Origin of the sequence: Hyphomonas sp. BRH_c22 (assembly GCF_000961795.1) — a bacterium.
Lineage (GTDB): Bacteria > Pseudomonadota > Alphaproteobacteria > Caulobacterales > Hyphomonadaceae > Hyphomonas.
This window is the reverse complement of record NZ_LADU01000133.1, coordinates 1-11,961: the sequence shown is the minus strand read 5'-3', so window position 1 is coordinate 11,961 and position 11,961 is coordinate 1. Positions and strand designations below refer to the sequence as shown.

General features: G+C 65.4%; 9 protein-coding genes. 4 read left to right on the top strand and 5 right to left on the bottom strand.

Annotated elements, in window-relative coordinates; translation table 11 throughout:
• A partial coding sequence (gene rsmI / locus VR74_RS18970; protein WP_299951340.1) for a 16S rRNA (cytidine(1402)-2'-O)-methyltransferase occupies positions 1-731 on the bottom strand: 731 nt, incomplete at its 3' end.
• Between rsmI and VR74_RS18965 the strand changes: the two genes are divergently transcribed.
• The 3 genes from VR74_RS18965 to VR74_RS18955 all read left to right on the top strand — a co-directional run bounded on the left by VR74_RS18965 (position 725) and on the right by VR74_RS18955 (position 4,672).
• Complete coding sequence (locus VR74_RS18965; RefSeq protein WP_299951337.1) at positions 725-2,023, top strand: penicillin-binding protein activator; 1,299 nt, start codon at positions 725-727, stop codon at positions 2,021-2,023. The two genes, rsmI and VR74_RS18965, sit on opposite strands and share 7 nt — an antisense overlap.
• A gap of 93 nt (positions 2,024-2,116) precedes the next feature.
• Positions 2,117-3,265 carry a molecular chaperone DnaJ gene (gene dnaJ / locus VR74_RS18960; RefSeq protein WP_045699483.1) on the top strand — a complete coding sequence of 383 codons (1,149 nt, stop codon included), beginning with the start codon at positions 2,117-2,119 and terminating at the stop codon, positions 3,263-3,265.
• A 93-nt stretch (positions 3,266-3,358) separates the two neighbouring features.
• Positions 3,359-4,672, top strand: a complete 1,314-nt coding sequence (locus VR74_RS18955) for an aminotransferase class V-fold PLP-dependent enzyme (RefSeq protein WP_299951335.1) — start codon at positions 3,359-3,361, stop codon at positions 4,670-4,672.
• On the opposite strand, the gene VR74_RS18950 is transcribed toward VR74_RS18955, so the two are convergent.
• The 3 genes from VR74_RS18950 to VR74_RS18940 form a co-directional block, all read right to left on the bottom strand.
• On the bottom strand, positions 4,660-6,309 hold the full coding sequence (locus tag VR74_RS18950) for an AMP-binding protein (RefSeq protein WP_045699481.1): 1,650 nt from the start codon (positions 6,307-6,309) through the stop codon (positions 4,660-4,662). The two genes, VR74_RS18955 and VR74_RS18950, sit on opposite strands and share 13 nt — an antisense overlap.
• 127 nt (positions 6,310-6,436) lie before the next feature.
• Positions 6,437-7,681 carry an acetyl-CoA C-acetyltransferase gene (locus VR74_RS18945; protein ID WP_045699479.1) on the bottom strand — a complete coding sequence of 415 codons (1,245 nt, stop codon included), beginning with the start codon at positions 7,679-7,681 and terminating at the stop codon, positions 6,437-6,439.
• A 128-nt stretch (positions 7,682-7,809) separates the two neighbouring features.
• Positions 7,810-10,632, bottom strand: a complete 2,823-nt coding sequence (locus VR74_RS18940; protein ID WP_045699477.1) for a phosphoenolpyruvate carboxylase — start codon at positions 10,630-10,632, stop codon at positions 7,810-7,812.
• 160 nt (positions 10,633-10,792) lie between these two features.
• Here VR74_RS18940 and VR74_RS18935 point away from each other — a divergent pair, with 160 nt between their 5' ends.
• Entirely contained in the window at positions 10,793-11,206 is a 414-nt protein-coding gene (locus VR74_RS18935) for a hypothetical protein (protein ID WP_045699475.1), read from the top strand.
• On the opposite strand, the gene VR74_RS18930 is transcribed toward VR74_RS18935, so the two are convergent.
• Positions 11,203-11,961: hypothetical protein (locus VR74_RS18930; protein WP_045699473.1), on the bottom strand; the 759-nt coding region annotated here is incomplete at its 5' end. The genes VR74_RS18935 and VR74_RS18930 overlap by 4 nt on opposite strands.

Sequence of the window (11,961 nt, the reverse complement as noted above, 5' to 3'; positions counted from 1 at the left end):
GGCGGCCCGGCTTCGGCATAATGGGCGGCCAGCTCTGCCAGCGTGCCCCGGCGGGTTTCCTCGAACAGCTTGGTCAGTTCGCGCGCGACGGCGGCCTGCCGGTTGCCGCCGAGCGAGACGGCAAGGTCTTCCAGCGAGGCGGCAAGGCGCGGGCCGCTTTCATAGAAAATCAGCGTGGCGGGCACCGCTTTCAGCGCCTCGGCGGCAGCGCGCCGCGCTCCGCTCTTGGGCGGCAGGAAGCCCGCAAACAGGAACTGGTCGCTCGGCAGGCCGCTGGCCACAAGGCCCGCCAGCATGGCGGAGGCGCCGGGAATCGGGAACACCCTGACACCCGCCTCAAGGGCTTCATGCGCCAGTTTCCAGCCCGGATCGGAGACGAGCGGCGTGCCGGCATCGGAAATCAGCGCAATTTTCGCCCCGGCCTGCATGCGGGAAATAAGGCCCGGCCGCCGTTCCGCCCCATTGTGGTCATGGTAGGGGCTCAGCCGGACCTTAAGCCCATAGGCAGACATCAGTTTCCCGGCGACACGGGTGTCTTCGGCCAGCACTTCCTCGACACCGCCCAGGACATCAAGCGCCCGCAGCGTGATGTCCCTCAGGTTGCCGATCGGAGTGGAGACAACATAAAGCCCGGGACCAAGTGCCTGTGCCGGTTGCCCGGCACGGCGGCTGCCCGTAGAGTCGCCCGGTGCGTGAATTGCCTCGGGCTCGGAAGGATCAGGAGATGACATTGCTTCAACCATTGCTCAGGAAGTTCAAGGCGCCAAGCCTTGTTCTGGCTTCCCTCCTTCTGGCAACGGCCTGTGCCACGGCGCCTGCGCGTCCGCCAGTGCAGATCGGCACCGGCGAACCCCGCGTCGATCCGGTGACCGGCGAGGTGCTGCAGCCCGGCGACGTGGACGAGACACGGCTGGGCGAACTGGGCATCCAGAAACCGGTACGCGGCGATGGCGGCCTGATCCCGCCCTTCATGGAAGGCCGCGACGTGAAGCGCGCCGCCGTGCTGCTGCCCTTCTCCCATCCGAACGCGCAGGTGCGCGCCGAGGCCGAAAGCATGCTGGCCGGTATCGAGCTGGCCCTGTTCGAGTTTGCCGGCGACGATTTCCTGATCATGCCGAAAGATACCGCCGGCAAGCAGTCGGTTACCGAGGCGCGGGTGGATGAATCCTTGCAGGAAGGCGCGGATATCATCCTCGGCCCGCTGTTCGGCGACAATGTGAAGGCGGTCAAGCAGGTCGCCAACCAGAAACAGGTGCCAATCATCGCCTTTTCGAATGACCGCAGCGCGGCTGGCGGCGGGGCCTACCTCGCCTCGATCTCGCCTGAAGAGGAAGTCTCGCGGGTGATGCAATATGCAGCCGCACGCGGTGTGCGCTCTTTCGTGTTCCTTGGCCCCAGCACGCCTTACGGACGCCAGGTCGAAGCGGCGATGCGCTACCAGGCGTCGCTTCAGGGCGGTGTCGTCGTCGCGTCATCCTTCTATGATCCCGGCTCCGGCGCCGCAGACGAGGCACGCCAGATCGCAACGGTTCTGCAGTCAGAGATTGCACGCGGCAAGGTCGCCGTGATGATCCCCGAACGGGGGGTGAAGCTGCTCTCCGTCGCGCCGCTGCTGCCCTATAATGGCGTCGATATGCGCCAGGTCATGCTGATGGGCACCAGCCTGTGGGATGATTCCAGCATCTGGCGCGAGCCGACACTCGCCGGGGGCGTCTATGCGGCGCCGGATCCGGAGAACCTTTCCGGTTTCAGGCAAACCTATAATCGCATCTACGGCCGCAATCCGACGGCCCTGGCCGCTGTCGCCTATGATGCAGCTGCCCTGTCGGTTCGGCTCGGGGCCGAAGACAACATGCGCTATAATGGTGTCACCGATCCTGATGGTTTCATGGGTGTGAATGGCCTGTTCCGCTTCCGAATCGATGGCACATCGCAGCGCGGCCTCGCCGTGATGCAAATTCAGGCATCCGGCGCCAGTGTTGTCGAAAAAGGCCTCACAGCCTTTGGTCCCGGCCCAAGCTGACCCTGTGTAATCTGCAGCTTTCCCTTGCGGGCAGGGGAAGTTCGCCCCACATGACAGCGCACATCAGGGAATTCGGGAAGACAGCAGTTAATCATGAGCAAGCGCGACTATTATGAAGTGCTCGGCGTCGCTCGCGATGCGGACGACAAGCAGCTGAAATCGGCCTACCGCAAACTCGCCATGAAGTTCCATCCGGACCAGAATGCCGGAAATTCCGAGGCTGAGGAAAAATTCAAGGAAGTCGGCGAGGCCTATGCCGTGCTGAGCGTTGCCGACAAGCGCGCCGCGTATGACCGCTTTGGCCATGCTGCGTTCGAGAATGGCGGCGGTGGCAGCCCGTTTGGCGCCGGAGCTAACCCGGAAGACATTTTCCAGGACCTGTTCAGCCAGGTGTTTGGCGCGGGCGGTTTCGGCGGGCGCCGGCGCGGCGGACCGCAGCGCGGCGCAGACCTGCGCTATGATCTCGAGATCACGCTGGCCGAGGCCTATTTCGGCAAGGACGAAAATATTCATGTGCCGCAGGCCGTGCCCTGCCAGCCATGTTCCGGCAGCGGCGCCGCACAGGGCAGCACGCCCGAGACATGCGACATGTGCGATGGCCATGGCCGCGTGCGCGCCCAGCAGGGCTTTTTCACCATGGAACGCACCTGCCCGCGCTGTTCGGGCAAGGGCAAGGTCATCCGCAAGCCCTGCAAGGAATGCGGCGGCGCCGGTCAGGTCCGCGAAGAGCGCCAGCTCTCGGTGAAAATCCCCGCAGGCGTCGAGAGCGGCATGCGCATACGCCTGTCAGGCGAAGGCGAAGCCGGAACGGCGGGCGGGTCCAAGGGCGACCTGTATATTTTCGTCGATGTCGTCGAGCATGACATTTTCGAGCGCGACGGGCCGAACCTCTATTGCCGCGCGCCCGTTCCGATGGCCACGGCGGCCCTGGGCGGCGAGATCGAAATTCCCACCATTGATGGCGGCCGCGCCCGCGTCGCCATTCCCGAAGGCGCGCAGACCGGCCGCAAGCTGCGCCTGCGCGGCAAGGGCATGCCCAGCGTGCGCTCGTCCGGCCAGACCGGCGATCTCTATGTCGAAATGTTCGTCGAGACGCCGCAAAACCTCACGGCCCGCCAGAAGGAAATCCTGCGCGAGTTCTGTGATTGCTCCGGTGCCGACTGCCATCCGGAAAGCGAAGGCTTCCTTGGCCGCATCAAGCGCTTCTGGGGCGGCCACGAGGACGAAAAACACCCAAACTAGGATTTCTGTACTGCTTTTTGCCATTCCGGCTTGGAGCCTCCCCGGATGCTGCGTCTATGATGCAGCAGGAGTCCGGCGCATGTGCGCCCGGGCATGACCATCCGGCAGGGCGAGCATATGAGCATTTCGAGACGATCCGTACTGGCTGGCGGCGCTGGCTTTGCGGCGGCGGCATGCGCCAATGGCGCGGCGCTGCCGGTGACGGCGTTCCATATTGATGGCGCCCTGCACGCCGCCGGGGACGAGGCCTACTGGCGGGAGGTGGCCGCCGCCTATGACGTGATGGACGGGGTGGTCAATCTCGAGAACGGGAACTGGGGCCTGATGGCGCGTCCGGTGCTGGCGCGCTACACGGCGCACACGGAGACCGTGAACCGCCGCAATTCTTATTTTGCCCGCCGCGAATATGGCGAGATGCATGGCGCCATCAATGCGCGCCTCGCCGCTGCGCTCGGGGCCGGGCCGGACGAGATCGCCATCACGCGGGGCGCGACCGAGGCGCTGAAGGCGCTGATTGCGGGCTATAACCGGCTGCAGCCCGGAGACGGGGTCATGTTCGCCGATCTCGATTACGGGTCGATCCAGAACGCGATGGCATGGAAGGCCGCCCAGACGGGCGGGCGCGTGGTGCGCCTCTCGGTTCCCGAGCCTGCCACCCATGACGGCCTGATTGCCTTCTATGACGCGGCGATGGCGGCCAGCCCTGATGTCCGCCTGCTGCTGCTGACGCATGTCAGCCACCGGACGGGACTGGCCATGTCGGTGGCAGATATCGTGGCGGCGGCCCGGCTGCGCGGGGTCGACGTGATCGTCGATGCCGCCCATTCCTGGGGACAGATGGATTTCGATGTGACGGCGCTCGGCGCGGATTTCGTCGGGTTCAACCTGCATAAATGGATCGGCGCGCCAATCGGCGTGGGCGCGATGTATATCCGGGCCGACAGGCTGGAGTCGATCTCGCCCGACATGTCGGCCGAGCCCTGGGAGCGGGAGCGGACCGTGGGGCGGGTGCATACGGGAACGATGAACTTCGCCGCCGTGATGAGCATACCCGATGCGCTCGATTTCCATGCCGGGGTCGGACCGGCCAGCAAGGCGGCGCGGCTGGCTTACCTGCGCAATGCCTGGGTCGAGCAGGTACGTCCGCTTGAGGCGGTCGAGATACTGACGCCGGACGATCCGCGCCTGCATGCGGGGATCACGTCATTCCGCATGAAGGGCAAGACCAGCGCCGAGGACAACAAGGCCCTTGCCGAACGCCTGCTCAGCGAATTCGGTATCTTTTCGGTGCTGAGGGATGGAGTCGCGGCGGGCTGCTGCGTGCGCATCACGCCGGCCCTGTACAATACGCCCGAGCATGCCGACCGGCTTGCCGAAGCGCTGCACAAGATCGCTCAGGATGCCTGAGGCAGGCCGGCGCCGGTTTTCTCAGCCAGGCTGGCGTCGAAGGCGCCCTGTTCGTAGGCCTCGCGTAGCTTGAATTTCTGGATCTTGCCGGATCCCGTCAGCGGCCATTCGTCGACCCAGATCCAGTAGGCCGGGGTCTTCTGCGGCGACAGGCGCTCGCGGATGAAGGCCTTCAGCGCCGCATCGTCCGGTCTAGGTTTGCCATTGCCGCGCAGGAAGCAGGCGACCTGTTCGCCCCATTTTTCGTCCGGAATGCCGACAACGGCGACTTCAGCGATGGCCTCATGCTCCAGCATCGCGTTTTCGATCTCGGCCGGAAACAGGTTTTCCCCGCCGCGGATGATCATCTCCTTCACGCGGCCGGTGATCCTGACATAGCCGCGCGCGTCCATCCGCCCGAGGTCGCCCGTATGCAGCCAGCCGTCAGCACCGATAGTGGCGGCGGTCGCCTCCGGATTGTCATTATAGCCCGTCATCACGAGATAGCCCCGGCAGCAGATTTCGCCCTGCTCGCCGACCGGGACGACGGCGTTCGTCTGCGGGTTCCGGATCGAGACTTCGGTATGGGCGACCGGCTGGCCGATGGTCTGGGTCAGGTCTTCCAGGGAGTCTTCGTACCAGGCCTGAGTGATGACGGGCGATGTTTCCGTCTGGCCGTAAACGATCTGGATCGGCGCGCCGAGCACATCGCGCGCCTTCCGGCACAGTTCCGGGGCCACCATGGCGCCGCCGGACATGATGCGCGATATCGAGGACACATCCCGCCCTGACGCCTGAACCGCGTCGATCAGCGCCACGAGCATGGTCGGCACGCCGAGAATGAAATCGGTCTTTTCCCGTTCAATGACACCGGCGATCACGTCAGGGTCGAACATCGGCGCCAGCAGCATGGTTGCCCCGACGCCGAGGCCGCCAAGCACGAGGATGGCGCAGCCTGTCGTGTGGAAAAGCGGCATGTTGTGAACGAAGGACATGCCCGGCCCCATGCCCGCGCGGACCATGGCATCCATCCCGTTCCGGACGAGGCCGTTATGGTGCAGCAGGGCGCCCTTGGGAAAGCCGGTCGTGCCGGATGTGTACTGGATCTGCACCGGGTCTGCCGGGTCCGGGTCGCGCAGCTGGCTTTCATGCTCCCCGGCGAACAGGGCGTCATGGTCGGTCAGGAGGATGCGGTGGCGGATGGCCGGGATTTCGCTGCAGACCGCGTCGGCGATCTCCTGCATCGGGTTGCCGCGGAAATCCCGGACATAATAGACCGCCTCGGAGCGGGACTGTTCGAGCACGAATTTGAGCTCGCGCTTCTGGTAGGCCGGGTTCACGGTGACGAGGGTGACACCTGCCAGGCCACAGGCGAGTTCCAGCAGCACCCATTCAGGCACATTGTTGGCGTAGACCGCGATGCGGGCGCCTTCGGCATGGCGGCTCGCAAGGGCCCGGGCAAGGCGCTCGGCGTCGTTCAGCAGGTCCGCATAGGTCCATGTCCGCAGCACCGCGCCGTCATAGCCGAGTTCCTTCAGGGCCGGGCGGCCGGGCGCCGAGGCGGCGGAGGCGCGCAGCATGCCGCCGATGGTGATGGGGGCAGGCGCGGGCCCGCCATGTGCCGGAAAGCAGGATTCCCTCAGATCGACCTCGTACATCGGGTCCTCCACCTTCTGTGCCCATGTTTTGTCCCGGCAAGTTAGTGCCAATGCCCGTTCATGGCCAGACAAAGAAAAACCGGCCCCCGTCATGGACGCGGGCCGGTTTCAGACTGTCAGGACAGGCCTAGATGCGTTCGATGATGATGGCCGGGGCCATGCCGCCAGCGGCGCACATGGTGACCAGGCCGTAGCGACCGCCGGAACGCTCAAGCTCGTCCAGCGCGGTGCCGATCAGGATCGAACCGGTGGCGCCGATCGGGTGGCCGAGGGCCATGGCGCCGCCGTTGATGTTGACCTTTTCACGGTCGAGATCGAGGTCGCGGATGAACTTCTCGGCAACGACCGAGAAGGCCTCGTTGATTTCCCAGACGTCGATATCGTCCTTGGTGAGGCCGGCTTTTTCGAGCACTTTCTTCGCGGCTGGCACGGGTGCGTTCAGCATCAGGGTCGGGCAGTCGCCCATGTTTGCCGTGGCGACGATGCGGCCGCGCGGTTTCAGGCCGTGCTTGTCGGCATAGTCCTTCGAGGTCAGCAGGATGGCGGCTGCGCCATCGACCACGCCCGACGAGTTGCCGGCATGGTGAACGTGGTTCACCTTGCCTTCGAGCTGCGGGTACTTGCGGGTCAGCAGGTTGCCATAGGTGTTGCCCTTGTCGTCCACGGGGATGTCCATATAGGCCGGGAACACGGTGCGCAGGCCGGCCAGCGTTTCCATCGTGGTGGACGGGCGCGGGAACTCCTCATGGTCAAGCGCGAGTGTGCCGTCCTCGTTATAGACCGGTACGAGCGACTTGTTGAAACGGCCTTCCTCGATGGCCTTGGCGGCGCGCTGCTGGCTCGTATAGGCGAGGCGGTCAACGGCTTCGCGGTCAATGCCTTCCAGCGTGGCGATGGCATCGGCGCAGACGCCCTGCTGCGTCTGCGGATGGCTGGCGCGCAGGCGCAGGTTGCCGGCGTCCATGACGGGCGGGGTTTTCGGGTCGGCGGTGGCGGACGTGTAGCTCATCATTTCCGTGCCGCCTGCGATGACGCAGTCTTCCATGCCGGACATGATCTGGGCTGCGGCGAGCGAAACCGACGTGATGCCCGAACCGCAGAAGCGGTCGAGCGTGACGCCGGAGGCCTTGATGTCATAGCCGGCATCGAGGGCGGCCATGCGGCCAAGGTCAGCGCCTTGCGCGCCGCGCTGGCTGCTCGTGCCCCAGATGATGTCGTCGACGGTGGCCGTGTCGAGCTTGTTGCGCTCGGCTATGGCCTTCAGGACGGTCGCGGCGAGTTGCTGCGGGTGGATGTGAGCAAGGGCGCCCTTGCCCTGCTTGCCAATGCCGCGCGGCGTGCGGCAGGCGTCGATGATATAGGCTTCAGCCATGAGGGTTTCTCCCGGTTCGCATCATTATTGATCGGTGTTTGGCAGGTTTACGCGCACGTAAGCGTCATAGGAAGGGATGACGTTGGGAAAGGCGTTCAAATCGCCGCAACCCTCCCCAAGGGAACGGCCTAGCCGAACGCGCGATAGGCGTGGGTGATCGCAAGGCTGATCCCGTGCAGGGCGCGGTCGATCTCGTCCAGCGGGGCGATGATGTCCCTGTGGATGCGGTCATAGCCATAGGCGGCGGATTTCGCCTCGGATCCCGCCTCGGTGAGGGCCTTGAAGGGCGTCTCCTCGTCGCGGGCGCGGGGGAAGATGTCCATCAGCAGCTCGACGGTTTCGCTGATGCGCATGTCGAGCACCATGCGCATCAGGTCGCGCGCATCGACATCATGGCGCTCCGATATGCGCGGCACCTGGCCAACCAGGATGAAAGCGCGCATCATCAGCGCCTGGCGGATGGCGTGCAGCGCGTGCAGGTCCAGACGGCCTTCATGGCGTTCCTCTGCGGACGGCGCATCATCAAGCTGGGCGAGGAGCCGGTCGAACTTGCCGAGGTCAATCGCCAGGAGATTGGCGATCCGGTTGATCGAGACCGAATTGTCATTGTCGCGCAGGCCGTAATAGACGGCCCGGTAGGAGGCCGCGCGATCCGGTTCGGCGAGGCGGGAATGGGCGATCCAGACCGACGGGTCGAAGACATTGGCATAGGCGCGCAGGGCCGGCAGGCTGGTCATCACGCGGGCGCGCAAGGCCAGAAGGATGAGGCCGTGCATGCGCGGGCTGCGATTGATCAGGTCGACAAGGCGGTCATTCTCGCGCTGCAGGGACGAGCCGATGCCGGCGGCGGTATTGGCCGGTATGCCGAGCTGTTGCAGCGTCGCATTGTGCGAAATGGCCCGCAGGGCGCGCGGGCCGGTGGGGCCGCCGGTGCGGCGCTTCTGGCGCGAGCCGGCCTTGACCACGAGGCCCGCGGCAAAGTCGCCGAGGAGGCGGCCATAATCGCGGTTGACGAACAGGCGCTCATGCCAGGCGCGCAGCGAGCGGTAGAAATCCCAGACCAGGTCGGTGCGTGTATAGAACGGGTCCTTCGATGTATCGGGCGGGCTGGACAGGGCCCGGTGGCACCAGGCGGCATAGCTGGTTTCGGCAATCGGCAGGCTGGCAAAGTGAAGGAAGCCGTCACCGCCCTGGAAGCTGACTTCGTGCATCAGGCGCAGGTTGCGGGCCGCTGCGCCATTGCGTGTCCAGGGTGTCAGGACGTGATCGAGGCGCTGGCCAAAACTGCCCGGCCAGGCGCCGCGCCCCATGGATTCGCCATGCGTGTTGAAGATCAGCAGGGCCACACCATCGGTCTTGGCGGCGAGGGCCCGGGCGATGAGGTTGTGAATGCGCTCGATGGCCATGTCGGCGGCGACCTGCCCGATGAAGCGGCCCGCGTCGGAGAAGCCCAGCTGGATGGAGAGATAGCCGCGCTCCTTCACGTAGCGCAGGAATTCAGGCTCATCGAGGAGGCGCTCGATGAAGCGGCCGCCGGTTTCCAGCGCCTCGGGCGTTTCGAACAGGGGCGAAATGTCGAGCTTGTCAGCCACGCCATACTGGCGGGCGAGATACAGTGCGCCCATGACGGTGGCGGGGTTCTCGCTTTCGGCGATGAGGAAGCGGATGACCGACCCGGAATCGATATGTTTCAGGATCTGCGCGCACATCATGAACTGGCGCCGGGCCGTGGATTGCTCAAGGAAGAGGTCGGCAAAATTGACCTGGACCGGCTTTGACTGGCGCGCCTTCTGCGACAGTTCGGCAAGGGCGAGGCGGCCGAGTTCGCGGTCTTCGGTCTCAAGGCCAAGGTCGCGGTTGATGACGGTACGGATCTGCGCGGCATTGACCCGCAAGTGGATGCGGGCCGTGCCGAGCTGGAGCGATTCCACTTCGGCCCGGAAGGCGATCAGCGCGGCAGCGAGGGCATCGTCTGCAGCGGGGACCGCTTCATCAAGCACTGTGGTGATCTCTGCCGCATCGAGGATCATGCGCTTGCTGTGGGCGGTCAGCGCGTTCGCCGCGCGGACAAGGTGTTCCGGGTCTGTCAGGTCCTGCGCGAACAGGACCGCGTCGGCGTCGGCGTCCTTTGCCGCAGCCCGCAGGCGCACGATGAGGCGGGCGAGCGGGGCGATCTTGCTGGCCCCGGACATGGCCTCCAGCCTGTCGCAATAACGGGCGAGCTGGTTGGCCTTTTCGCGCAGGCGGAAGGTCAGCGATTGCGACCAGTGAATGTCGGTGCGCCCGTCAAGATCGTAACCGACCCAGCTGGCCAGCGTGGGCAGGTAGGGCCTCAGCTCGCGCCAGCGGTCAGGGAAGGCCTTGCGGGCCACCTGCAAGACCAGCGCGGCATAGGCCTGCTGGGCCCCTGCCGCATTGCGCAGCGCGTCCTGCACTTCCTCATGCTCGCCGACCAGGTTGATCGACTGGTTCCACGCCCGGCTGTCCTCGCGGATGTGTTTCAGGAGCGCGGCGCGGCTGGCCTTGTTGGGCCGGCTGACATGCGAGGTGAACGCCTGGCGCAGCGCCCGGGACAGGGCAAAGGTCGGGTGGGCCGTGAAGACAATGCCGCCTGTATTCTGCTGGACCGCATCCCGGAAGGCATCAAAGCCCTGTTTCGCGTGCCGCTCCAGCGCGGCACGGACAAGCGACCATCCCGCTTTCGGGTCGGCATCATAATGCTGTTCGCGGAAGCGGTCGGCGCGCTCCTCGATCAGGGTCAGGTGCAGGTCGCCGGCGAATTTCGCGAGGTCGGCCACGCCGGTGCGGCCGGACTCGAGATCCTGGAACAGGGACTGGGCGAAGGCGAAGACCGAATTGGTCATCGGATCGACCGCGATTCGCTCCGATTGGCCGCGCAAAAAGTCCTGCGCGGCGGCCAGCGTCAGAGGGGTGGGAACTGCGTTAGTCATGTGTTCACCACAAAGACGCCTTTGGCGGCGATGTCAAAGCAGACGAGGCCTGCATAAGCGCAAGGCAGGCGGTAGGATTTGCCCCCGGAATGCCTGCTGCGTGTGGCGCAGCGCACTGATATGTCGTATCAGTAATGTGTCGGCATAGGGGCAAGTGTAGATGTATATTGAAGCGACAGGCACATTGACGGCACTGGCCGTCAGCCTTGCTGTGGCCATTGCGCCAAACTCGGCACAGCCAACGGCTGGCGCGATGGAGCAGATACTCGGAACGGGCAGGCCGGCCTCCTCGATTGTCGAACCGTCGCCAGCGCCAGTCGTCCCGCAGGGCCCGGCGGCCAGCCATAATGTGATTTCCCAGCCGCCCGTCTGCCGCATCCGCGCGGATGATGAATGCTACCAGACGGCCTCAGCCTGCCTGACGGCGCGCAGCGTGGGCGGCCTGTACGGGGTCGACTGGCGTGAGGGCAAACCGGCCGTGGTGCGCAACCGGGATGACCTGACAGAAGCCGACGAGACGCATGCCCGTGCCTGCGCAACGGACCTGCAGATCTGCCTCAGCGGAAATTGCTAGCGGCGGCCGAAGAACTTGATCGCGCCGAGCAGCCCGGCAATGGCCGAGCCGAGCCCGCCGAGCAGCACGAATAGCGGATTGGCCTGATCGGCAAAGGCGATGGCGCGGTTGATTCCCGATACCTGCACCGTGACCGTGTCGCGGAACGTGCGCAGCGGCACGACCGAGTCCTGGTCGATGGCGTAGATCTCGAACACGAGGTCATGGTCGCCTGCCGACAGGGGCATGACCGACCAGCGCCAGACATTCTCGGTTAATGGCGACAGGGACTGGATGCCGGGGGACATGGGGACGATTTCGAAATTGGCACCGCTGACACGGGCCTCGACCCGGTCGGAGACCCGGGCTTCGCCGGTGACGACATTGCCTCGGCCCGGCAGGGCATCGGCGGCGGTGTCATCGCCGGTGGCATCAATCGCAAGGGTCACGTCGAAGGCGCGCTTGTACTCGGCCGTCAGCGGCGTTTCGTGGGCAACCGGGACGGTCTGCAGGGTTTCAAGGAAGGCGGCGGCGCGCGACTGCTGGACGGCGGGTGAGGCGACGGATTCGGAGTCCGTGAAGGCCTCGGACGTTTCGCCAAGGCCGGCGAGGTCGTCAAACGCCGCTTCTGTCTCGCTGAAGGCATCTTCGGCCGAGGCGACGGAGGCCAGGTCGTCTTCGGCCGGCCCGCTGGACAGCGAGCGCATCCTGGACTCCGACGCGCGGCCTGCCGGTGCGACGGGTTCCATTTCGGCCTCAGCGGGGGCCTCCATCGC

Bases quoted from the DNA above. Each gene is read 5' to 3' on its own strand.
- VR74_RS18965 (WP_299951337.1), top strand. From the start codon at position 725: ATGACATTGCTTCAACCATTGCTCAGGAAGTTCAAGGCGCCAAGCCTT.
- dnaJ (WP_045699483.1), top strand. From the start codon at position 2,117: ATGAGCAAGCGCGACTATTATGAAGTGCTCGGCGTCGCTCGCGATGCG.
- VR74_RS18955 (WP_299951335.1), top strand. From the start codon at position 3,359: ATGACCATCCGGCAGGGCGAGCATATGAGCATTTCGAGACGATCCGTA.
- VR74_RS18950 (WP_045699481.1), bottom strand. From the start codon at position 6,309: ATGTACGAGGTCGATCTGAGGGAATCCTGCTTTCCGGCACATGGCGGG.
- VR74_RS18945 (WP_045699479.1), bottom strand. From the start codon at position 7,681: ATGGCTGAAGCCTATATCATCGACGCCTGCCGCACGCCGCGCGGCATT.
- VR74_RS18940 (WP_045699477.1), bottom strand. From the start codon at position 10,632: ATGACTAACGCAGTTCCCACCCCTCTGACGCTGGCCGCCGCGCAGGAC.
- VR74_RS18935 (WP_045699475.1), top strand. From the start codon at position 10,793: ATGTATATTGAAGCGACAGGCACATTGACGGCACTGGCCGTCAGCCTT.